Annotated in this window: 21 protein-coding genes; 8 read left to right on the forward strand and 13 right to left on the reverse strand. The window is 59.9% G+C overall.

Annotated elements, in window-relative coordinates:
• Positions 1 to 151 precede the first annotated feature (151 nt).
• The 4 genes from JZY08_RS09065 to JZY08_RS09080 form a co-directional block, all read right to left on the reverse strand.
• Complete coding sequence (locus JZY08_RS09065; protein ID WP_003495042.1) at positions 152 to 1,180, reverse strand: ABC transporter ATP-binding protein; 1,029 nt, start codon at positions 1,178 to 1,180, stop codon at positions 152 to 154.
• A complete protein-coding gene (locus JZY08_RS09070; protein WP_216329950.1) occupies positions 1,168 to 2,862 on the reverse strand; it encodes an iron ABC transporter permease in 1,695 nt (564 codons plus the stop codon). Before JZY08_RS09070 ends, JZY08_RS09065 begins: the two co-directional genes overlap by 13 nt.
• A 9-nt stretch (positions 2,863 to 2,871) precedes the next feature.
• Positions 2,872 to 3,855, reverse strand: coding sequence for an ABC transporter substrate-binding protein (locus JZY08_RS09075; RefSeq protein ID WP_216329951.1), 984 nt, complete (start codon positions 3,853 to 3,855; stop codon positions 2,872 to 2,874).
• A 330-nt stretch (positions 3,856 to 4,185) separates the two neighbouring features.
• The gene (locus JZY08_RS09080) at positions 4,186 to 5,430 is read right to left on the reverse strand and encodes a PLP-dependent aminotransferase family protein (RefSeq protein ID WP_216329952.1); all 1,245 of its coding nucleotides are present in this window, start codon (positions 5,428 to 5,430) and stop codon (positions 4,186 to 4,188) included.
• Positions 5,431 to 5,703: 273 nt separating this feature from the next.
• On the opposite strand from JZY08_RS09080, the gene JZY08_RS09085 reads away from it, so the two are divergent.
• Together JZY08_RS09085 and JZY08_RS09090 are read left to right on the forward strand one after the other, a co-directional pair.
• A complete protein-coding gene (locus JZY08_RS09085; RefSeq protein ID WP_216329953.1) occupies positions 5,704 to 6,156 on the forward strand; it encodes an RbsD/FucU family protein in 453 nt (150 codons plus the stop codon).
• A gap of 107 nt (positions 6,157 to 6,263) precedes the next feature.
• The gene (locus tag JZY08_RS09090; protein ID WP_082182592.1) at positions 6,264 to 7,295 is read left to right on the forward strand and encodes an endonuclease/exonuclease/phosphatase family protein; all 1,032 of its coding nucleotides are present in this window, start codon (positions 6,264 to 6,266) and stop codon (positions 7,293 to 7,295) included.
• 69 nt (positions 7,296 to 7,364) lie between these two features.
• On the opposite strand, the gene ilvC is transcribed toward JZY08_RS09090, so the two are convergent.
• The 3 genes from ilvC to JZY08_RS09105 all read right to left on the reverse strand — a co-directional run bounded on the left by ilvC (position 7,365) and on the right by JZY08_RS09105 (position 10,396).
• On the reverse strand, positions 7,365 to 8,384 hold the full coding sequence (gene ilvC / locus JZY08_RS09095) for a ketol-acid reductoisomerase (RefSeq protein WP_003495030.1): 1,020 nt from the start codon (positions 8,382 to 8,384) through the stop codon (positions 7,365 to 7,367).
• Between the two features lie 49 nt (positions 8,385 to 8,433).
• On the reverse strand, positions 8,434 to 9,087 hold the full coding sequence (locus JZY08_RS09100) for a TetR/AcrR family transcriptional regulator (protein ID WP_003495025.1): 654 nt from the start codon (positions 9,085 to 9,087) through the stop codon (positions 8,434 to 8,436).
• 400 nt (positions 9,088 to 9,487) lie between these two features.
• Positions 9,488 to 10,396, reverse strand: coding sequence for an AraC family transcriptional regulator (locus tag JZY08_RS09105; protein ID WP_137037923.1), 909 nt, complete (start codon positions 10,394 to 10,396; stop codon positions 9,488 to 9,490).
• Between the two features lie 193 nt (positions 10,397 to 10,589).
• On the opposite strand from JZY08_RS09105, the gene JZY08_RS09110 reads away from it, so the two are divergent.
• A complete protein-coding gene (locus tag JZY08_RS09110) occupies positions 10,590 to 11,636 on the forward strand; it encodes an NAD(P)-dependent alcohol dehydrogenase (protein ID WP_087744533.1) in 1,047 nt (348 codons plus the stop codon).
• 241 nt (positions 11,637 to 11,877) lie between these two features.
• On the opposite strand, the gene JZY08_RS09115 is transcribed toward JZY08_RS09110, so the two are convergent.
• Together JZY08_RS09115 and JZY08_RS09120 are read right to left on the reverse strand one after the other, a co-directional pair.
• On the reverse strand, positions 11,878 to 13,143 hold the full coding sequence (locus JZY08_RS09115) for an NAD(P)/FAD-dependent oxidoreductase (protein WP_216329954.1): 1,266 nt from the start codon (positions 13,141 to 13,143) through the stop codon (positions 11,878 to 11,880).
• A 71-nt stretch (positions 13,144 to 13,214) separates the two neighbouring features.
• A complete protein-coding gene (locus JZY08_RS09120) occupies positions 13,215 to 13,970 on the reverse strand; it encodes a pyridoxine 5'-phosphate synthase (protein ID WP_216329955.1) in 756 nt (251 codons plus the stop codon).
• A 230-nt stretch (positions 13,971 to 14,200) separates the two neighbouring features.
• On the opposite strand from JZY08_RS09120, the gene JZY08_RS09125 reads away from it, so the two are divergent.
• On the forward strand, positions 14,201 to 14,896 hold the full coding sequence (locus JZY08_RS09125; RefSeq protein ID WP_216329956.1) for a MerR family transcriptional regulator: 696 nt from the start codon (positions 14,201 to 14,203) through the stop codon (positions 14,894 to 14,896).
• Positions 14,897 to 15,136: 240 nt separating this feature from the next.
• On the opposite strand, the gene JZY08_RS09130 is transcribed toward JZY08_RS09125, so the two are convergent.
• From JZY08_RS09130 to JZY08_RS09140, 3 genes are all read right to left on the reverse strand, one after another.
• Positions 15,137 to 16,264: an ATP-dependent RecD-like DNA helicase gene (locus JZY08_RS09130; protein WP_003495011.1), complete on the reverse strand. Its 1,128-nt coding sequence runs from the start codon at positions 16,262 to 16,264 to the stop codon at positions 15,137 to 15,139.
• Between the two features lie 76 nt (positions 16,265 to 16,340).
• On the reverse strand, positions 16,341 to 16,823 hold the full coding sequence (locus JZY08_RS09135; protein ID WP_216329957.1) for an SRPBCC family protein: 483 nt from the start codon (positions 16,821 to 16,823) through the stop codon (positions 16,341 to 16,343).
• Positions 16,820 to 17,179: a helix-turn-helix transcriptional regulator gene (locus JZY08_RS09140; RefSeq protein WP_216329958.1), complete on the reverse strand. Its 360-nt coding sequence runs from the start codon at positions 17,177 to 17,179 to the stop codon at positions 16,820 to 16,822. The genes JZY08_RS09135 and JZY08_RS09140 overlap by 4 nt, the downstream gene beginning before the upstream one ends.
• Positions 17,180 to 17,273: 94 nt before the next feature.
• Between JZY08_RS09140 and JZY08_RS09145 the strand changes: the two genes are divergently transcribed.
• Genes JZY08_RS09145 through JZY08_RS09155 form a run of 3 tightly spaced genes read left to right on the forward strand, consistent with a single transcriptional unit; the run spans position 17,274 to position 19,028 of the window.
• Complete coding sequence (locus tag JZY08_RS09145) at positions 17,274 to 17,702, forward strand: hypothetical protein (RefSeq protein WP_035242263.1); 429 nt, start codon at positions 17,274 to 17,276, stop codon at positions 17,700 to 17,702.
• On the forward strand, positions 17,686 to 18,243 hold the full coding sequence (locus JZY08_RS09150; RefSeq protein ID WP_216329959.1) for an RNA polymerase sigma factor: 558 nt from the start codon (positions 17,686 to 17,688) through the stop codon (positions 18,241 to 18,243). The genes JZY08_RS09145 and JZY08_RS09150 overlap by 17 nt, the downstream gene beginning before the upstream one ends.
• Positions 18,240 to 19,028 carry an anti-sigma factor gene (locus tag JZY08_RS09155; protein ID WP_216329960.1) on the forward strand — a complete coding sequence of 263 codons (789 nt, stop codon included), beginning with the start codon at positions 18,240 to 18,242 and terminating at the stop codon, positions 19,026 to 19,028. Before JZY08_RS09150 ends, JZY08_RS09155 begins: the two co-directional genes overlap by 4 nt.
• 4 nt (positions 19,029 to 19,032) lie before the next feature.
• Here JZY08_RS09155 and JZY08_RS09160 read toward each other — a convergent pair whose 3' ends face one another.
• Positions 19,033 to 19,626 carry a LysE family translocator gene (locus tag JZY08_RS09160; protein ID WP_216329961.1) on the reverse strand — a complete coding sequence of 198 codons (594 nt, stop codon included), beginning with the start codon at positions 19,624 to 19,626 and terminating at the stop codon, positions 19,033 to 19,035.
• A 163-nt stretch (positions 19,627 to 19,789) separates the two neighbouring features.
• Here JZY08_RS09160 and JZY08_RS09165 point away from each other — a divergent pair, with 163 nt between their 5' ends.
• On the forward strand, positions 19,790 to 20,635 hold the full coding sequence (locus JZY08_RS09165) for an aldo/keto reductase (protein WP_137037930.1): 846 nt from the start codon (positions 19,790 to 19,792) through the stop codon (positions 20,633 to 20,635).
• The last annotated feature ends 52 nt before the right edge of the window (positions 20,636 to 20,687 follow it).

Here is a 20,687-nt window from a genome sequence, read left to right on the forward strand (position 1 = left end):
GCTGAAGCATACTCCACCCTCATTCCTGTGCTTGTCACAGGAATCCAGCCGACGCGCGTCCGCGCGGCGAGAAGAGTCCATTCAGCCCAAGGACTTGGGCTGAATGGATCCCTGTGACAGGCACAGGGATGAGGGAGTAACCCTTTTCACCCTAAAGCCGCCACGCCGCACGAATGGCGACCGACAGACGATCACCTATTGCAACAGCTTCCCGCGAATACGCCCGAAGCACCTGCCCGTCCGGCAAGTCGAGACGCAGGGCATAACGCTCGCCCTCATAGAGAACCGAGGTGACGGTGCAGGTGATGCCCTCCGCATCCCGCACCACATCCTGCGGCCGCACGAGAATGTCAGCCTGCGGCAATTGCCGGCCGCTTTCCATAGCCGCCCGAAGTGTCGCCCAGTCGAGATCCCGAGAGGTGCCTTCCGGCACCGGCACGGTGAGGATTGACCCCTGCCCCACCAGCGAGCCGACGAGCCGGCCCTCCGGCCGCGCATAAAGCTCCGCCGGCGGCGCGACCTGCAACAGCTTGCCCTGCGACATGACGGCGACATCGGTCGCCAGCGCCATGGCTTCGGCCTGATCGTGGGTGACATAGATCATCGTTGCGCCAGAGCGGATGTGGAACTCGCGAAACGTCTCTTCCATCTCCTGCCGCAGATGCCGGTCGAGATTGGCGAGCGGCTCATCGAGCAGCACCACATCAGGTTCGGTAACGAGGCAGCGGGCCAGCGCCACACGCTGCCGCTGGCCGCCGGAAAGTTCCGCTGGGCGGCGGTCCGCGAAACTTTCAAGGCGCACGGCTGCCAGCGCCTGACGCACCTTCTCGCGATATTTCTCTCCCGAAATGCCGCGCACTTTCAGAGGATAACCGGCATTGTCGGCGACCGACATATGCGGCCACAGCGCATAGGACTGGAACACCATCGCCATGTTGCGCCGCTCCGGCGGCACCATGTTGCCAGCATCCGCCAGCACCCGCTCGCCGAGCAGGATGGAGCCATCAGTCGGTTGCTCGAAACCGGCGATCATGCGCAATACCGTCGTCTTGCCGCAGCCGGAAGGCCCGAGCAAGGCCAGGAAACCGCCCTCGCGCACGATGAGTGACACGTCGTCGACGGCGGGTTTCGAACCGGCTCCAAAGCTTTTCGTCAGACGGTTGAGGATCAGTTTCGCCAAGGGACCACTCCTTTCGGCAGATAGCGCCCCAGAATTTCGAGCAGAGCCATGAGGAAAATCACCATGATGACGACAAGCACCGAAAGTGCGGAGGCAAGATCGAAGCTGCCGCTGTCATCGAGGTTATAGATGAGCACGCCGAGCGTCTGCGTGCCGGCGGACCAAAGGAGCGCCGAAACCGTCAGTTCGTTGCAGGCGATCAGGAAAACGAGGATGACGGAGGCGCCCGCGGCAGGCCCGACCAGCGGCAGGATGATGTCCTTGAGCCGCCGCCAGAACCCGGCGCCGGAGAGCCTTGCCGCCTCTTCCAGCGACGGGTCGAATTGCAGGAAAGCGCTGACCATCGGCTTGAGGCTGACGGCGAAGAAGGAGGAGAAATAGGCGAGCAATATGATCCAGATCGTGCCGTAAAGCGTGACGCCGAGCAGCGGGATGGGGGCTGCGAAAAGCAGCACATAGGACACGGAAATCACCACGCCCGGCAGTGCATAGGGAATATCCACCAGCGCCGACAGCAGGAACATGAAACGACTCTTGCCGCGCACCAGGAAATAGGCCGTCAGCACCGTCACCGCCAGCAGGCAGAGGGATGTGGCTGTTGCCAGAAACAGCGAGTTGCGGAAGGCGGTGCGGGTCACGCTCTGCCGGTAGAGCAGCTCCTCATAGGCATGCATCGTCGCGGTCTTGAGGCTGAGCGCCACGCCATAGGCGGGGGCGAGCGAACTTGCCACCAGCGCGGCGAGCGGTGCGACCAGCATGAAGAACAGGACGAGCCAGAGCACAAGTTCCGCAACCGGCCGCCAGCGCAACAGTCCAAAGGTCGCAGCCTTGCCGGAAAGACCGATGATCCGATAGTCCCTGCCCTTCATCGCCCGCTCCTGAAGTGCCAGCCCGGCCACGGAGATGATGGCGATCATCGTCGAGAGAATGGCGATATCGCCGAAGGTGCTCGCCCCGAAACTGGCAAAGCGGCTGTAGATCAGCGTCGGCAGGGTAAAGATGGAGGCGGGAATGCCAAGGATTGCCGGAATGCCGAAATTGCCGACATTGGACACGAAGGAGATCGCCGCGCCCGCGATCAATCCCGGCGTGGAGAGCGGCAGGATGATATCGAACAGCACGCGGCGTGGCGAGGCACCGGAAAGCTTGGCGGCCTCGATGCCGTCCTGCGGCAAAGCAAGCAGACCGGCGCGCAGCGACAGATAGACAAGGGGCGCATGCTGCACGCCGAGCAGAAGCGCGATGCCCGCAATCGAATAAAGCGGCTGCGGCGATCCCATCGGCGGCGCAAGGCCGATGGCCTTCAGCAGCGTGCTCGAGGGACCGGTCATGCCGATCCACGACAGCGCCGTCACCTGCGGCGGGATCATCATCGGCAGCATGAACAGGAAGCTCAGGATCGACTTGCCGCGGATGTCGCAAAGCGTCAGCGAAAGCGCGAAAGCGCCGCCGATCAAAAGCGAAATCAGCATACCGAAAAACGATGTGGAGAGCGTGTTCAGCGCCGCATCCCACAGGGCCGGATCGGCCAGAAGCCGCCATATGTCACCATTGAGTGACGACAGGATGCCGGTATAGGCGAGTCGGCCGAGCGGCAGGGCGCTGAGTGCAAAAACAACACTCACCACAAAAGGAAACAGCCAGCGCGGCTGGCTGTTTCCATAGGCACTTGATCGGGACATGCCGCTATATCAGCCCTTGGAGCCGAAGATGTCGGAGAAAGTCTTCAGGTCCTGTTCGGAATTCTTCAGCGCATCAGCGGCGTTGAGCGGCAGAACCTTGATCTTGTCGCGAGCCGGGAAGCCTTCAGGCATGCCGGCATCGGCACGAACGGGGATGTAACCGAGCTTGACGAAGCCCTGCTGGCCCTTTTCAGACAACACGTAATCGACGAACTTCTTCGCCGCTTCCTCGTGCTTGGTGCCCTTGATGATCGCAACCGGCTCGGTGACGGCCGAAACGCCCTCTTCCGGGAAGACGAACTCGACCGGTGCGCCCTTGGCCTTTTCGCGGATCGGCATGTAGTCGACGACGACGCCATAGGCCTTTTCGCCCGAAGCGACAGACTTTAGAACCGCACCGTTACCGCCGCCGACAATGGCTTCATTGGCTTTCAGCTGCTTGTAATAGTCCCAGCCGAGGCCGTTTGCGGCGGCCAGCGTCTGCGCGTGGATCAGCGCTGCGCCAGAGGTCAGCGGGCTCGGCATGGTCACGAGACCCTTGGCTTCCGCCTTGGCCAGATCTTTCCAGCTGGTCGGCTTCATCGCAGCGGCGGTGTTGTACATGATGCCTGTTGTGATGAGCTTGGTGGAATAATAGAAGCCGTCCGCATCGTAGAGCGAGGCGTCGATATTCTTGGCTTCCGCAGACTTGTGGGCGAGAAGCTGGCCAGCCTGCTTCATGCGCTCCAGCGTCACGGTATCGGCGATCAAAAGCACGTCGGCAACCGGATTGCCGGCATTGATCTCAGCCATCAGCTTGGCCATGATCTTCGGCGTTCCGTCACGCACCCACTCAACCTCGAGACCGGGATTGGCGGCCTTGAAACCGTCAACGGTCGCCTGCGCGTCCTCGTTTGGCTGGCTGGTATAAAGCACCAGATCGGCAGCATTGGCGGCGGTGGCGATGAAGCCGAGCGATACGATGGCGGTGAAAGCGGAGAGCAGCGTTTTCATGGGTCCAGTCCCTGTTGTTTGGTGGGACCGCTAAAACATGATTGCATAACATGTATGTGACAGGCAGGATTTTTGGGGTGTAATCTGTTGGGGCCATCGCGGTTAGGAGTAACAATGCACCTTGGCGCTTGCGGCTCACCCCCCTCTGCCCTGCCGGGCATCTCCCCCTCAAGGGGGGAGATCGGCAAAAGGCGCTGACACCACTTCATTTTCAACTGTTGAGATGGCGATACCTTAACCGCGAGTCGATCTCCCCCCTTGAGGGGGAGATGTCCGGCAGGACAGAGGGGGGTAAGCCGCACCCTCCGTCACTCCCGAGAACCGCCGCCCTCAAATCGCCGGCAGCGCCTCGCTCGTTTCCGCCTGCGCCGTCGCGATCAACCGGCCAAGCCGCATCATGCCTTCCTCGATCATCGCCTCGTTGGCGCAGGAGAAGCTGATGCGCAACGTATTCGTGCCGGAGCCATCCGCGAAGAACGCCCGGCCGGGAACGAAGGCGACCTTTTCCGTGGCGATGGATTTCGCCAGCAGAGCTGCGCCGTCCATCCCCTCAGGCAACGTCACCCAGATGAACATGCCACCTTCCGGCTTCGTCCAGCGTGTGCCCTTCGGCATGTACCTGTCGAGCGCCGACAGCATCGCATCGCGCCGTGCGCTGTAAGCGGCCTTGATCTTGGCGACCTGTTTGTCGAAGCCGCGCGAGGCGACACGTTCGATGGCGATCTGGTTGATGGTCGAGGAATGCAGGTCGGCAGCCTGCTTCATCAGCACCAGCTTGCGGATAACAGGCGCGGAGGCAACGATGTAACCGACACGAAGGCCCGGTGCGAGCGTCTTCGAAAAGCTGCCGCAATAGATGGTGCGGGTGTTCTCAATGCCGCCCGAGCGGGCGATGTCGAGCGCCATGATCGGCGGAACGGCTTCACCATCATAACGCAGCGACTGGTAGGCGGCGTCTTCGATGACGGCGATATCCAGCTCGTCGGCCAGCGCCAGAACCTTTTCGCGGCCGGCGAGATCAACGGTTTCCCCGGTCGGATTTGAGAAATCGGCAGAGAGATAAGCGAACTTCACCGCGCCGCCGAGCTTGGCTGCAGTTTCGCGGTAAGCCTCGGGCGTGCGGTTGCCGCCGGGGTTCAGCTGGTCGTAATTCGGCTCATAGGCGTTGAAAGCGGAAAGCGCGCCGAGATAGGTCGGCCAGGTGACCAGCGCCGTATCCTTCGGCGACAGGAACAGCTTGCCGAGATAATCGAGACCCTGCTGCGAACCGGAAACGATAAAGACGTTGTCGGCGGTGCAGTCGATGCCGATCTCGGCCATTTCGCCCGCCAGCCATTCGCGCAGCGGCTTGTAACCTTCGCTCACCGAATATTGCAGCGCCGAGTTGACCTGCGAACCCGAAAAAATTTCCGCATAAGCCTGCTGAAACTCCTCTGCGGGGAAAAGTGCCGGGTCCGGAATACCGCCGGCAAAGGAGATGATATCGGGCTGCTCGAGCAGCTTCAGCAGCTCACGGATTTCGGACGCTTTCATGCGCGAAGAGCGCGTGGCGAAAATTTGTTCCCAATTGAGCATGGGTACGTTTCCTCTTGTGTCGTTTTTATGCGTGCATCTTTACAGAAATGTCGATACGTCAGCAATACTGACTTATCAGTTTTTCGAATTATTTCTGCCTCCCTGCACATTGCCCGCAACCGGCCCTTGTTGAGGCCCGATTTTGCGGACAAAGCCAAATACACCCTTGCGCAAAGCTTCACAATCACACCTTTGCGATTGACGCGACATGGTTTTCCGGCTGGATTGCGCGCGCGCCGCAACGCGGCGAAAGCATCATGGGAGTTTGACGACATGCTGAAAAATATCGACCCGGCGCTGAATGCCGATGTCCTGCACGCGCTGCGCGCCATGGGTCACGGTGATACGCTGGTGATTTCCGATACCAACTTCCCTTCCGATTCGGTTTCCCGCCACACGACCGTTGGCAAGGTACTGGATATCGACAACGTCTCCGCAGCCCGCGCCATGAAAGCCATCCTGTCCGTCCTGCCGCTCGATACGCCGCTGCAGCCTTCGGTCGGCCGCATGGAAGTGATGGGAGCGCCGGATCAGCTGGAGCCGGTGCAAGCCGAAGTGCAGAAGGAAATCGATGCGGCGGAAGGAAAATCGGCCCCCATGTACGGCATCGAACGCTTCGCCTTCTACGAAAAAGCCAAACAGGCCTATTGCGTCATCACGACAGGCGAGACCCGGTTTTATGGCTGCTTCCTCCTGACGAAGGGTGTCATCCCTCCGGTCGAATGAGGCCGGGAACGGGAAATTTCGCCATCCGCTGGCCTTCATGACAATTTCAAGTTGTTGTGGCAAAAACTTCCACTAGGCTTGAAAAACCAACCGGAGGTGTGCGGATCATGGCCCAATATGTCCTGGCGTTCTGGAATGTGGAAAACCTGTTTGCGCCGGAGGGTTATCCGGCGCGCGAGCCGTGGATTGCCGAGCGGCTGAAGAACGATCTGAAGGGTTGGACGGAGGATCTGTTCAAGACCAAGGTCAAGCAGCTCGGTCTGATCATAAGCCAGATCGGCGGCGCGGGACCGGATTTGCTCGGTGTCTGCGAAGTCGAGAACCGTTTCGTTCTGGAGACGCTCGCGGAACATCTGAACGACCTCATGCCCGCACGTTCTTATCGTGTCGTGCATGCCGATTCCAGCAAGGATCAGCGCGGCATCGATACCGCCTTCATCTATGACAGCAAAAAGCTGCTGATCAACGAGAACGAGATTTTCAGCCATTTCGTGATGCGCCGCACCGGCACGCGCGACATTACCCAATGCACTTTCATCACCAAGGGCGGCCGCCAGCTTATCGCGCTCTCCAACCACTGGCCGTCGCGCTCGGGCGGCGCGGTGGAAAGCGCCGGTTTTCGCATGACCGCCGGTGAAACGCTGGGCTACTGGCATCAGCGTATCAGGGAAGAGAAAGGCAACGACATCGCCGTTGTCGCCTTCGGCGACTTCAACGACGACCCTTCCGATGCATCGCTGCGCTACCACGCCAATTCCACCCGCGAGCGCGACGATGTCGAAAACTCGCAATCGGCCATGTTCTACAATCTTACCTGGAATTACCTGCGCCAGCCGGTGGTTGATTCCGTCGGCACAGCAAGAACGATCTATGGCACGCTCTATTTCAATGGCGATGCCAATATCTTCGATCAGATCCTCGTTTCCCGATCGCTTCTGACCGGCAGCAGCGGCTTCAAGGCGCGCGAGGAGACGGCAAAAATCGAAGCCATTGCCGCCATGGTCAGCCACAGCAAGAATGAGGGGCCGATCCGCTTCGGCCTGTCGAAAGGCGATGCGGTCAAAAACGTCAACCTTGGTGGGTTCTCCGATCACTTCCCGGTTTCCGTTATCGTCGAGGAAGACGACGCCATCGTGTGATGGCACATCGAAAACAAAAAGGCCGGAGCTTTCGCTCCGGCCTTCCTATTCTCTACCAGTCAATGAAGCTTAGTTCACAGCCTTGTCGACCAGCTTGTTTTTGCCGATCCACGGCATCATGCCGCGCAGCTTTGCGCCGACTTCTTCGATCTGGTGGGAGTCGTTGTTGCGACGGATACCCTTGAAGCGGGCGCCGCCGGCCTTCCATTCCTGCATCCATTCGGAGGTGAACTTGCCGGTCTGGATGTCGTGCAGAACGCGCTTCATTTCAGCCTTGGTGTCGGCGGTGATGATGCGCGGACCGGTGACGTATTCGCCCCACTCAGCCGTGTTGGAGATCGAGTAGTTCATGTTGGCGATGCCGCCTTCATAGATCAGGTCGACGATCAGCTTTACTTCGTGCAGGCACTCGAAATAGGCCATTTCCGGTGCGTAACCGGCTTCGACCAGGGTTTCGAAACCGGCGCGGATCAGTTCGACGAGACCGCCGCAGAGAACGACCTGTTCGCCGAAGAGGTCGGTTTCGCACTCTTCCTTGAAGTTGGTTTCGATGATGCCCGAACGACCGCCGCCAACGCCGCAGGCGTAGGAGAGAGCGAGTTCAAGCGCGTTGCCGGAAGCGTTCTGATGAACGGCAACGAGGCAGGGAACGCCGCCGCCCTTCTGGTATTCGCCGCGAACCGTGTGGCCAGGGCCCTTCGGTGCGATCATGACGACGTCGAGCGATGCCTTCGGCTCGATGAGGCCGAAGTGAACGTTGAGGCCGTGTGCGAAAGCAATTGCTGCGCCATCACGGATGTTGCCGGCGATGTCGGCCTTGTAGATGTCGGCCTGGAGTTCGTCCGGCGTCGCCATCATCAGAAGGTCGCCCCACTTGGCGGCTTCGGCAACGGTCATGACCTTGAAGCCGTCGGCTTCCGCCTTCTTGACGGTCGGCGAACCGGCCTTCAGAGCGATGACGACGTTCTTGGCGCCGGAATCCTTGAGGTTCAGCGCATGGGCGCGGCCCTGGGAACCGTAGCCGACAACGACGACGTTCTTGGACTTGATGAGATTGAGATCGGCATCACGATCATAATAAACGCGCATTTTATGGTCCTTCCCTAATGCTTGTCTCTCAGTTGTCTGAACCGGAATGTCAGGCGGATTTGCCGCTGAGTTCCGAATGTACCTTTTCCGTGCCGTAGAGGGTCAGAAAGGCGACGACCGCCTTCTTCGCCCGGGCGGAAAAATCCTTGTCCGGCGCCTCGCCCAGCAGCATGCGCACATGCAGATCCGAAACGATGAGGCCGTAAAAACTGCGATATGCCTCTTCGGCATCATCGAAACGAAGATAACCGGAGCGGCGACCCGCCTCGATCAACCCGCGGGCGCGGCGATCGATCTGGCGACGGCCGCGTTCCAGAAGAAGATCGCCGAGCTTGGAACCGTCGCGGCTCGCCTGCCCTATCGCCAGACGGTTAAGCGCCAGCGACACGTCACCTGCCAGCACATCCAGCAGATCATGCGCGAAAACCTCGAGGTGATCGGCGAGCTGCGGTGCGGAAACGCGGTCGCCCGCCTTTTCGAAGGTGCGGACTTTGCTCTGCTGAAAGGTGATCATCGCCGCCAGCAGGCCGTCCCGGTCGCCGAACCACTTGTAGAGGCTTTCCTTGGAACAGTTGGCGGCACGCGCCAGCCCCGATGTGGTGAGCGCTTTCTCGCCGCCCTCGACCAATAGACGCAATGCCTGGTCCAGAACGGCGTTCTGGCGCGGCGAAAATTCCTGCGCTGTGATCGGGTCGGAAGCCAAGTCTTTCCACTCCAGGGGTTCGATTAATGTACCGTACGGTACGGTTCGAGCGCCATTTAAGCGGACGGTGCTTCGCGGTCAAGCGGATTCTTCAGGGGAGGACGAGAATTGACGCGGTGCGGTGCAGCGTGAATGCCGGCTTGGGGAGCTTTATCAGGAGGTTTTGTGTTGGTGGCTGATCGATGGCGGGTGTGGCTTACCCCCCTCTGCCCTGCCGGGCATCTCCCCCTCAAGGGGGGAGATCGACTCGTGGTTGGGTCTCGCCCATCTCAACGTTTGCGAATGGAGCGCTGGTAGGGCCTCCTGCCGATCTCCCCCCTTGAGGGGGAGATGCCCGGCAGGGCAGAGGGGGGTAAGCCCCACCCACCATCGATCTGCCACCAACACAGAACCTCCCAACCTACCCAGCCGCACTGATCTCCCGCGATGCATCAATATCCCGCGACGGCGATAATCCGTAGAAACGGCTATATTCACGACTGAACTGCGAAGGACTCTGGTAACCGACGCGATGGCCGGCAGTGCCCGCATCCAGCCGCTCCAGCAACATCAGCCGGCGCGCCTCATGCAGCCGCAATTGCTTCTGGTACTGAACCGGCGTCATGGCCGTAATCGTCTTGAAATGATGATGGAAGGACGACACGCTCATGCCGATATGCTCCGCAAGATCCTCGACGCGCAGTTGGCGCGCGAAATTCTCTCGCAGCCAGGCAATGGCGCGGGCGATGCGGTTGCCGTGGCTGCCGGCCGCGATGATGTTCATCAGCTGCCCACCCGCCGGTCCGGTCAGGATGCGATAAAGGATTTCCTGCTCGATCAGCGGCGCCATGGCCGCAATGTCCGCCGGGCGATCGAGCAGGCGCATCAGCCGGATGGCCGCATCGAGCAGCTCCGGCGTGGCGGCATTGACGACGATGCCGCGCTGCGCGTTCGCCGGCTCCGCAGGCGGGTCGATGGGCACGCGCCGCATGAGGTCGAGCAGCTTTTCACTATCGATCGCAAGAGCGATGCAAAAATGCGGAACCTCCTTGCTCGCCTCCACCACGCGCCAGGCAACCGGCAGATCAAGCGATGTCAGGAGATAGTCGCCCGCGCCATAATTGATGGTGTCCGTTCCCAGCTGGACGCTTTTCGATCCCTGGATCACCAATGCGAAACAGGGGCGGTAGCTGCCGTGGCACGGCGCGCTGGGCGTTGTGCGGCGGCTGATGCCGAGAGATTCGATCGCCGTCTGCACCTCGCCGTCGCTGGTGGCATATCGCGCGGCGATGGAGGCGATCTCCTGATAGAGATTGAACGGCAAGGACATAGGGGAATTCCCTTAACTGAAGGAGGAAATGCAGCGGATGTCATTTATCTAGAAAGCCTCCCGGCCCGCGCAAAGAGCACGCCCGCATATTTTTGCAGGATCGTGCAAAAAGGCTGGAGGATCGCTCTAACGCCTTCCCAAGCTTCCGTCGCATATTCCGCCGTCACTTCCCCACCCCCGAAAGGATATTCAGATGGCTATAGCAAGAGGTTACGCTGCGACCGATGCGTCGAAGCCGCTTACCCCGTTCACCTTCGAACGCCGCGAGCCGAACGATGACGACGTCGTCATCGACATCAAATATGCCGGCATCTGCCACTCGGACATCCACACCGTCCGCAACGAGTGGAAGAATGCCGTTTATCCGATCGTTCCCGGCCATGAGATTGCCGGTGTCGTGAAAGCCGTCGGCTCCAAGGTCACGAAGTTCAAGGTCGGCGACCACGTCGGCGTCGGCTGCTTCGTCGATTCCTGCGTCGGCTGCGCAACACGCGATCTCGACAACGAGCACTACATGCCCGGCCTCGTCCAGACCTATAACGACGTCGATCCCTTCACGAAGACCGCGACCCATGGCGGTTATTCCGACTCGATCGTCGTCAAGGAAGGTTACGTCCTGTCAATCCCGGACAACCTGCCGCTCGATGCTTCCGCACCGCTTCTCTGCGCCGGTATCACGCTCTATTCGCCGCTTCGCCGCTGGAATGCCGGCCCCGGCCAGAAGGTCGCGATTGTCGGCATGGGCGGTCTCGGTCATATGGGCGTCAAGCTCGGTGCCGCCATGGGCGCGGATGTCACCGTTCTTTCCCAGACATTGTCGAAAAAGGAAGACGGCCTGAAACTCGGCGCGAAGGACTATTACGCCACCAGCGACGCCTCGACCTTCGAGAAGCTGGCCGGCACCTTCGACCTGATCATCTGCACGGCCGGCGTCGCCATCGACTGGAACGCCTATCTCGGCCTCCTGAAGCCCAAGGGCAGCATGGTCGTGGTGGGCGCGCCTGAGCATCCGATCCCGGTCCACGCCTTCGCGCTGATCTTCGGCGCAAAGAACCTGTCCGGCTCGATGATCGGTTCGATCAAGGAAACCCAGGAAATGCTGGATTTCTGCGGCGAGCACAACATCGTCTCGGAAATCGAGACGATCAACATCCAGGACGTCAACGAAGCCTATGAGCGGGTGCTGAAGAGCGATGTGCGGTATCGCTTCGTCATCGATATGGCGTCGCTCGACGCGTGAGCGTTGGATTAGGCACACACGCCACGTCCACACGCCGTCACCCCGGACTAGATCCGGGGTCCAGCCAGCCCAAGTTTTTGGGCTGAAAAACCTCTTCTCGCCGCGCAGACGCGCGTCGGCTGGATGCCGGATCATCCTCGGGCTTGTTCCGGGGACCGGCATGACGGCGAGAGCTTTGGCGCAGCTGTCATAAGCACGAAGGGCGGGAAGCCATGCTTCCCGCCCTTTGCTCGCCCTGCCCTCAGGCCTCGTCCTTCAACGTCTCTTTCTGCGTAATCAGCCGCGCGCTGTGCTGGCCGCTCAGGTAAATCCACAGCCAGCTCCACGCCACCGCAAGCCTTGAGCGCGTTCCGATCAGGAAGTAGATATGGGCAAGCCCCCAGATCCACCACGCCAGCACGCCCCTGAGCTTGAACCTGCCGAAATCGATCACCGCCGCGCGTTTGCCGATAGTCGCAAGATTGCCCTGATGGCTATAGCGGAACGGCGACGGTGACGGCTTGCCGGAGAGCCGCGCCTTGATGACCTTTGCGACGTGGGCGCCCTGCTGTTTTGCCGCAGGTGCGATGCCCGGCACCGGTTTGCCGTTCTCCTGATTGACGGCGGCCGTATCGCCGATGACGAAGATATTGTCGTCGTCTTCCAGATTGAGATGCGGCCCGACAATGGCGCGGCCTGCCCTGTCGGCGGCGGCATCCAGCCACTTCGCGGCGGGAGACGCCTGCACACCGGCGGCCCAGACGACCGTACGGCAGGGATAATAGGTCTCGCCCACCGTCACGCCTTCATCGGTACACGCTGTAACGGGCGTGCCGAGCAGAACCTCGACGCCGAGTTTCTCCAGAGCTTCCTTCGCATAGGCGGAAAGATCCTCGGTGAAAACCGGCAGAACGCGAGGGCCGGCCTCGACAAGCAGCACACGGGTCTTTCTGGTATCCACATTGCGGAATTCCGGCGGCAACGCTTTGTGGGCAAGCTCGGCGATCATGCCCGCCATTTCCACGCCCGTCGGGCCTGCGCCGATGATGACGAAGGTCAACAGCGCCTGCCGTTCCTCTTCACTGGTCGCGAGTTCGGCCCGTTCGAAGGCCAGAAGCAGACGGCGGCGGATTGTCGTCGCATCTTCGAGCGTCTTCAGGCCGGGGGCCGAACGCTCCCACTCGTCACGGCCGAAATAGGCATGGCGCGCGCCGGTGGCCAATACCAGCGTATCGAAACCGATCACTTGACCGGAATTCAGCTGCACGGTCCGCGCCGCCCGGTCCACACGGGTCACCTCCGCAAGCAGGGTCGTCACCTCCTTGCGGTCGCGATAGAGGTGGCGGATCGGCCAGGCGATTTCGGATGTCGCCAGCGCTGTCGTCGCGACCTGATAAAGCAGGGGCTGGAACAGGTGGTGATTGCGGCGGTCTATCAGTGTGATGCGGACAGGGGCCCCCTCCAGCCCATGTACCAGTTGCAAACCGCCGAAGCCTCCACCCACGACGACAACATGATGTTCTTGCATATGTCTCTGCCTTCATAAGCTCGCGCACGGAGCATGCGCAGCCAAAGCATAGGCGAAAAAATTGACTTTGGTTATGAAATAGCCTGACCGCAGGCCTGACAAAAACGCCGGACTGTTTCAGTCATGCCATATTCAAGCGCATCTGCCGTCAATCCGTGACCGATTGAAACCTCGGCCAGATCAGGGATGCGTTTCATCAGCTTGGGCAGGTTTGCGACGGTGAGGTCATGACCGGCATTGACGGCAAGTCCGAGCGCTCTTGCATGATCCGCCGTCTGCCCGAGCTTTTCGACAAGCGCGTCAGCCTTTTGCGGATCGTCAAAACAGCCGCCATAGGGTCCGGTATAAAGCTCGATACGGGCAGCACCCGTCTCGGCCGCCAGTTCCACCGGCTCGCGCTCGCCGTCGCCATCTGCGAAAAGCGAGACCCGCATGCCGCCGGCCTTCAGGCGTCCCACGACGTCTTTCAGGAAAACGGCGTGTTTGCAGAAATCCCAGCCATGGTCGGACGTCGCCTGCGACGGGTCGTCCGGCACCAGTGTGACCTGTTCCGGCTGCGTCTTTTCACAAAGAAGGAGAAAATCCTCGGTCGGATATCCTTCGATGTTGAATTCCGCGCCGGGGAAGCTGTCATCGATCAGGGCGCGCAATACCGGCAGATCCGAAAAGCGGATATGGCGCTGATCGGGACGAGGGTGTACAGTGAGCCCGCTTGCACCCGCAGCGAGTGCCAAATGCCCGAAATGCGCGACATCCGGCCACGGAAGATCGCGACGGTTGCGCAGCATGGCAATTGCGTTCAGATTGACGGAAAGTTTCGCTGGCATGACATCGGGCTCCGGTTCGGAATTGACATCCTGTTTCACGCAGGTTGACGCCAACCGCAAGGAGGCCGATAAAATTTTTTGGAATACGGGAACGAAAACACACAATACACGTTACGGTTCTTATGTAGCGTTTGGCATGATGTCTTGATCAGAGGGGTCGTCGCGGGGGAACAAGCGATCGACGCCACTTAAAAAACAGACACTGTCAAAGAGCGCAAAAGGGGGAAACGATGCAGGATGGCCGTATGCCGTTTGAACACGGCGACGAGGACAAATCCAATCCAAGAAACAGCGGTTTCCTTCCGGATATAAGTCTGCCCTCCTCCCTGCCCGCCGAACCGGTTCCCATCGCCGACATGGCCAATATCTTCGGAGTAACGCACCGGACCCTCCATTTTTATGAGGAGAAGGCGCTGCTGACCTCGAAACGCATTGGCCAGATGCGGGTCTATACCCACCGCAACGTCAGACGCATGGCGGTCATCAATGTCTGCCGCGAAGTGGGCATTTCCGTTGCTTCCATTACCGAGATCATGGAAAAACTGGTCCGCTCGCTTTCGCAGGAAGAGGCGGACGACGTCTTCCACGCCGCGCTGAGACAGCGAAAGAGGGAATTGACGGCCGAGCTTTCCACCCTTCAGCGTCAGGCGCAGCAGATCGAGGAACTGCTCGTCACCGACAGCGATGCGGACGGGCTCGATGGCGAGGAACGGCCTCCGGCAAGGGACATCGCGCTGACCGACACCGAACGAAAATGTCTTGAACTGATGGCGGAGGGTTATGCGCCGGTGCGGCTCGCCCGTGCCCTTGGTCTTTCAGGAACCGACCTCAATGTGCTCGAGGCGAAAATCATCGGCAAGTTCAATGCCAGCAACCGCTTTCAGGCGGTCGCCAAGGCGGTTTTGCTTGGTGTCATCCGCGCCTGAAAGCATTTCCAGCGACAATGCACGACACAAGCGTTTCGGGTCAGCGCAATTTTGCTGTTCCGCGGCGCTTACCGCCCTCATCCCTGTGCCTGTCACAGGGATCCGCCAGCCCAGGTCCTTGGGGTGAAAGGGCTCGTTTCGCCGCGCAGACGCGCGTCGGCTGGATTCCTGTGACAGGCACAGGAATGAGGTGAGAGAGATGCGCAGTCCCAAAAAAGCTTAGTATCGTTTACCGTGATCTCAGCGAACGATGGTCAGTGTCTCCGCCGCGCGGGTAATGGCGGTATAAAGCCACCTTTCGCGCGAATCGCGGAAGGCATAGCTCTCGTCGAAGAGAACCACATTGTTCCACTGCGAACCCTGCGCCTTATGCACGGTCAGTGCATAGCCGAAATCGAACTCGTCATAACGCTTGCGGGTGGACCACGGAATTTCGGTCTCGACATCCTCGAACGCGGCCTTCAGCAATTTGATCTTGGCCGCGCCGCGATCCATATCGTCGTCTTCGGGCCGTATCATCAGGTTGATGCCGGGTTTCACCGTTTCGCGCGATGAACTCATGACCTGCCACAGCGAACCGTTCAGCAGGCCCTTGGCCGGATCGTTCCTCAGGCAAACCAGCTTGTCGCCGGATTGCGGATAATCTGCCGAAAAACCCTTCAGCTCGCGAAGCCGCTGGTTATAACGGCGGCGGGTGCGGTTGGTGCCGACAAGCACTTGATCGGCATCGAGCACGAGCGACTGCGTCACCTCGGACTTGGAGATCACCTGTGCAGCGCCGTAATCGCCGCGCATGATCTCGCGGCCTTCCCGCACATCCATGGCAAGGTGAATGATGGGATTGTCCTTGGCCTGACGATGGATCTCCGACAGCAGATAATCCGGCTCCTGCTCGGTGAAGAAACCACCGCCTGAAACCGGCGGCAACTGCCCGGGATCGCCAAGCACGAGGATGGGCGTGCCGAAACTCATCAGATCCTTGCCGAGCTGCTCGTCCACCATCGAACATTCGTCGATGATGATGAGCGCCGCCTTGGCAAGCGGGCTCTGGCGGTTGATGGAGAACATCGGCGCGACGGATGTCTTGCCGGTTTCCTCATCTTCCACCGTTTCTTCACCGCGCGGGCGATAGATCAGCGAATGGATGGTGCGTGCGTTGGTCGCCCCGCGCGAGCGCAGCACCTGCGCCGCCTTGCCGGTAAAGGCCGCAAACAGCACTTCACCATCGACATTTTCCGCGAAATGTTTGGCAAGCGTCGTCTTGCCGGTTCCGGCATAACCGAACAGCCGAAAAACCGGCGTCCGGCCTTCCTTCAGCCAGCGGGAAACAGCCTTGAGCGCTTCGTCCTGTTGCGGTGAAAATAACATGCGCCCTCATCGCAGGATTCGAGCACCGTGCGCAACAGAAAAAGAACGAAAGATGAATCATGCCGCGAGAAAGGCCTCAATTCACCGACTGCCTTTCAACAAGCTGCGCCAGTTGCTCGGCAACCGTGTTCCAGCCGTCAAAGAAACCCATCTCGGCGTGCCTGTCGCGATCCCCAGGATTTCGGTGCATGGCATAGGCCACATATTCCATACCTTCAGGGTGGTCGCGAAAACTCATGACGGCGGTGAGGAACGGGCGGGCGGAGGGACGAAAGCCTGCCGTCAGCGCATCGGTGAAGACCAGACGCTCCTCATGATCCACCGCCAGGAAACACCCGCTTATGTGATCGCCGAATGCCTTGCCGTCCTCACTGTAGCGCGTCTCGAAAGCGCCGCCGGGGAAAAGCTCCATTTTCTCAACGCGGCATTGGCCGGGATGCGGCACCCACCATTGTTCGAGACTGGTCTTGTCGACCCACGCATTCCAGACGAGCCGGCGCGGCGCCCTTATGATCCTTGAAATCTTCAGGTCGAGATCGGGATTGAAACTCTCGGTCATTGGTCATTCTCCCCTTTGCTGCACAACCTGTCCTGTTGCGCCATGACGAATTGTTCGAGCCGGTCCGTCCGGCCCTCCCAGATGGCGTGCTGTTGCGACAGCCAGCCCTCCAGCATCGAAAACCGCCCTCTTTCCAGCGAGCAGAACCGCACCCGGCCCTGCTTGCGCGTCACGATCAGCCCCGCACCCTCCAGTTGTCGGATGTGTTTCATGAAGGATGGCAGGGCCATGTCAAAGGGTTCGGCAAGCATTCCGATGCTCGCCTCCCCGCCCCCCAACCTCAAAATCACCGCTCGCCTGGTCGGATCGGCAAGGGACTGGAAGATATCATCGAGTTCATCTGAATAGTTTTCCATAAGGCTAAGTATCACGGCAAAACACTTAGCTCAATGGATAAGTTTAAAAATCACAAAAAACACGTCGCGGCACGGAATAAACCGGAACCCTGCGGTGTCTCTTGATGTGCTGGCGGCAGAGGCCGCCCGAACCAAGGAGGATATGTCCATGAAGATGCGCTTTATCGTTCCCGCCCTCGTTCTGGCTTTTGCCGGAACGGCCTATGCGGCCCCTGCGGTCGAAACGGTCAAGACCGAAAAAGGCAATGTTCTTGCCGGCGAAAAAGGCATGACGCTCTACACTTTCAAGAACGACAAGAAGGGCGTATCCAATTGCTATGACAAATGCGCGGTGAACTGGCCGCCGTTTTTCGCAGCCACGGGCGACAAGGCCGAGGGAGCCTATTCCGTCGTGACGCGCAAGGACGGCAAGATGCAGTGGGCAAAGGACGGCATGCCGCTTTATTACTGGGCCAAGGACATGAAAAAAGGCGATGCCACCGGCGACGGTATGAACGGTGTATGGGATGCCGCAAAACCCTGATGGCATGAATGGCGAAAAGCGGGGGAGCCTCTCCCCCGCAGCCGGCAACTTCGAAACGGAGATGCTGGCGCTGATACCCATGCTGCGGCGTTATTCCCGCAGCCTTTCCCGTTCCGACGCGGATGGCGAAGACCTTCTGCAGGACTGCGTGGAAAAGGCGCTGACCAACAGAAGGCAATGGCGCGGAACGGCCCTGAAAACATGGGCTTACACGATAATGACGAATCTTTATCGCAACCGCCACCGCGCCGAGAAACGTCATCCGTCGGAAAGCCTTGAAGGCCATGAAACCATCGCCGTTGCCGATACGCTCGGCGATACGCTGGAGAACGACCGGCTGCACGGCGCTCTCGCCCTTCTTTCACCCGAGATGCGGGCGGTGCTGATGCTGGTGACGGTGGAAGGTTACAGCTATCAGGAGGCGGCAGAGACATTGTCGATCCCGGTGGGGACCGTCATGTCCAGACTGTCCCGCGCCCGCGAAACCCTTCGCCAGCACCTGGCGGCGGATAATATCATTCCCCTGCGGAGACCACGATGAAACGGCCAGACGCCATAACCGAAGACGACCTGCACGCCTATGTCGACGGACTTTTGTCCGAGGATGATCGCGCGGCTGTCGAGGCCTGGCTGACTGAAAGGCCGGAAGAGCAGAGCCGCGTGGAGGACTGGAAGAAACAAGCCGAAACCCTGCGACAGACATTCGCCGCCTACGCCGCTTCGCATCCGCACGACATGTCGATGTTTACCGCCAAAAAAACAAAGCCTGCATGGCAGGTGAAATCGCTTCTTCTGCGAACGGCAGCCGCCTTGCTGATCTTCACCGCAGGTACGGTAGCCGGCAGGCTTTTGCCGCAATCCTTCTCCACACCGCAGGACGTGGTGCTTGCATCGCTGCCGACGGATATTCCCGCGCAGGCGAAATCGGCCTATCTCATTTACGCGAGTGAAGTCCGCCATCCCGTCGAAGTCGGAGCCGGAGAGCAGCAGCACCTCGCGACGTGGCTCGGCAAGCGGCTCGGTTACCCCTTCGCGATCCCCGATCTTTCCAAACTCGGATACGATCTCGTTGGCGGGCGTCTCATTCCCGTCAGCGGCAAGCCCGGCGCGATGCTGATGTATCAGGACAAGACCGGCCGCCGGGTAACGGTGCTGATCGGCCACAACGAGGAAAACCGCACCACCAGCTTCCGAATGGCCAGCGCCGATGGCATCGAGACCTTCTACTGGATCGACAACGAACTGGGCTATGCCGTTTCCGCCGAATTGACGCGTGACGAGGTGCAGAAGATCGCCGAGGAATGTTACCGCCAGTTCCCGGCCTAGGCGCCTATTTCAGCATCGGCCAGAGGCTGACGACCAGAAGGACGGCCATGGTGATGTTGAACCATTTGAGCCGCACGGGAACGGACAGCCAGTCGCGCAGCGCCGAGCCGAAGCCCGCCCAGGTCGAAACACTGGGGAGATTGACAGCGGCGAAAACCACACCGACGATCAGAACGGTGATGAGATATTGCCCCTCATCCGTATAGGTCGCCATCGCCGTCACGGCCATCACCCACGCCTTCGGATTGACCCACTGGAAGGCGGCAGCGGCAAGAAAGCTCATCGGCACTGAGGCGGCCGTCCCTTCATTCAGGCTGCGGGATGTGCCGATCTTCCACGCGATCCAGACAAGATAAAGCCCGCCCGTGAATTTCAGCCCCGTATAAAGCAGGGGCACGGAGTGCAGCAACGCGCCAAGCCCAAATCCCACGCCAATCAGCAGCGAGAGGAACCCCGCCCCGATGCCCAGCATATGCGGTATGGTGCGGCGGAAACCGAAATTCACGCCGGAAGCAAAAAGCATCAGATTGTTAGGGCCGGGCGTAATGGAGGTGGTGAAGGCAAACAGCACCAGCGCAACGAAGGTTTCGACAGTCATGATCTCTCCTGTGAAAAGACCCTATCCGCCGAACCAGCGTCAAACCAGTCCGCTCACCCGATCGGCGCAGTCAAATTTTTTGATGGATCGATCATTCCCCTGCCGGGTTTGAGAAGTCGTAACAAATGGCTATTGTCCCCTCAACCAACGCTGGAGCGAGCCCATGTATGACGACATGCCTTCCGTCACCCTGCCATCCGGAAAAGAGGTTCCAGCCCTTGGCCTTGGCACCTGGAACATGGGAGAGAGCGGATCATCCGCAGCGCAGGAGGTCGAGAGCATTCGCAAGGCGATCGATCTCGGCATGTCGCTGATCGACACGGCCGAAATGTACGCCGATGGCCGATCCGAAGAAGTGGTGGGCTCGGCAATCGCCGGCCGCCGCGACGAGGTGTTTCTGGTGAGCAAGGTCTATCCCTGGAACGCCAGCGCAAGAGGAACGATTGAAGCCTGCGAGCGGAGCCTCGCAAGGCTCGGCACCGATCATCTCGATCTCTATCTGCTGCACTGGCGCGGCGAGCATCCGCTCACAGAAACGGTGGCGGCTTTCGAAAGGCTGAAAAAGGACGGCAAGATCGGCGACTGGGGAGTCTCCAATTTCGACACCGACGACATGGAGGCGCTTTTCGCCGTTCCAGACGGCAAAAAATGCGCCGCCAATCAGGTGCTCTACAACCTGTCCCGGCGCGGGCCGGAATTTTCGCTTCTGCCCTGGTGCCAGTGGCATGGCGTGCCGCTGATGGCGTATTCCCCGATCGAGCAGGGTCGCATCCTCAACAACCACGAGCTTATCCGCATCGCCAAAGCCTATCAGGCCACACCGGCGCAACTGGCCTTGGCCTTTCTTCTGGAAAGGGAGGGCGTCATCGCCATTCCGAAATCCGCAAACACTGCGCGCGTGGAAGAGAACCGTGGTGCGACAGATCTCGAAATCACCGATGAGGATTGGGCCGCATTAGACGCCGCCTTCCCGCCGCCGATGCGCAAGGCACCGCTGGAAATGCTTTGATATAACAGAGCGTTAAGAGACTTTTTGGAATCAGGGACACAAGCCGTTGAAT

Origin of the sequence: Rhizobium sp. X9, assembly GCF_018873185.1 — a bacterium.
In the GTDB taxonomy this organism is placed as follows: Bacteria; Pseudomonadota; Alphaproteobacteria; order Rhizobiales; family Rhizobiaceae; genus Agrobacterium; species Agrobacterium oryzihabitans.

Bases quoted from the DNA above. Each gene is read 5' to 3' on its own strand.
- JZY08_RS09070 (WP_216329950.1), bottom strand. From the start codon at position 2,862: ATGTCCCGATCAAGTGCCTATGGAAACAGCCAGCCGCGCTGGCTGTTT.
- JZY08_RS09075 (WP_216329951.1), bottom strand. From the start codon at position 3,855: ATGAAAACGCTGCTCTCCGCTTTCACCGCCATCGTATCGCTCGGCTTC.
- JZY08_RS09080 (WP_216329952.1), bottom strand. From the start codon at position 5,430: ATGCTCAATTGGGAACAAATTTTCGCCACGCGCTCTTCGCGCATGAAA.
- JZY08_RS09085 (WP_216329953.1), top strand. From the start codon at position 5,704: ATGCTGAAAAATATCGACCCGGCGCTGAATGCCGATGTCCTGCACGCG.
- JZY08_RS09090 (WP_082182592.1), top strand. From the start codon at position 6,264: ATGGCCCAATATGTCCTGGCGTTCTGGAATGTGGAAAACCTGTTTGCG.
- ilvC (WP_003495030.1), bottom strand. From the start codon at position 8,384: ATGCGCGTTTATTATGATCGTGATGCCGATCTCAATCTCATCAAGTCC.
- JZY08_RS09105 (WP_137037923.1), bottom strand. From the start codon at position 10,396: ATGTCCTTGCCGTTCAATCTCTATCAGGAGATCGCCTCCATCGCCGCG.
- JZY08_RS09110 (WP_087744533.1), top strand. From the start codon at position 10,590: ATGGCTATAGCAAGAGGTTACGCTGCGACCGATGCGTCGAAGCCGCTT.
- JZY08_RS09115 (WP_216329954.1), bottom strand. From the start codon at position 13,143: ATGCAAGAACATCATGTTGTCGTCGTGGGTGGAGGCTTCGGCGGTTTG.
- JZY08_RS09120 (WP_216329955.1), bottom strand. From the start codon at position 13,970: ATGCCAGCGAAACTTTCCGTCAATCTGAACGCAATTGCCATGCTGCGC.
- JZY08_RS09125 (WP_216329956.1), top strand. From the start codon at position 14,201: ATGCAGGATGGCCGTATGCCGTTTGAACACGGCGACGAGGACAAATCC.
- JZY08_RS09130 (WP_003495011.1), bottom strand. From the start codon at position 16,264: ATGTTATTTTCACCGCAACAGGACGAAGCGCTCAAGGCTGTTTCCCGC.
- JZY08_RS09135 (WP_216329957.1), bottom strand. From the start codon at position 16,823: ATGACCGAGAGTTTCAATCCCGATCTCGACCTGAAGATTTCAAGGATC.
- JZY08_RS09140 (WP_216329958.1), bottom strand. From the start codon at position 17,179: ATGGAAAACTATTCAGATGAACTCGATGATATCTTCCAGTCCCTTGCC.
- JZY08_RS09150 (WP_216329959.1), top strand. From the start codon at position 17,686: ATGCCGCAAAACCCTGATGGCATGAATGGCGAAAAGCGGGGGAGCCTC.
- JZY08_RS09155 (WP_216329960.1), top strand. From the start codon at position 18,240: ATGAAACGGCCAGACGCCATAACCGAAGACGACCTGCACGCCTATGTC.
- JZY08_RS09160 (WP_216329961.1), bottom strand. From the start codon at position 19,626: ATGACTGTCGAAACCTTCGTTGCGCTGGTGCTGTTTGCCTTCACCACC.
- JZY08_RS09165 (WP_137037930.1), top strand. From the start codon at position 19,790: ATGTATGACGACATGCCTTCCGTCACCCTGCCATCCGGAAAAGAGGTT.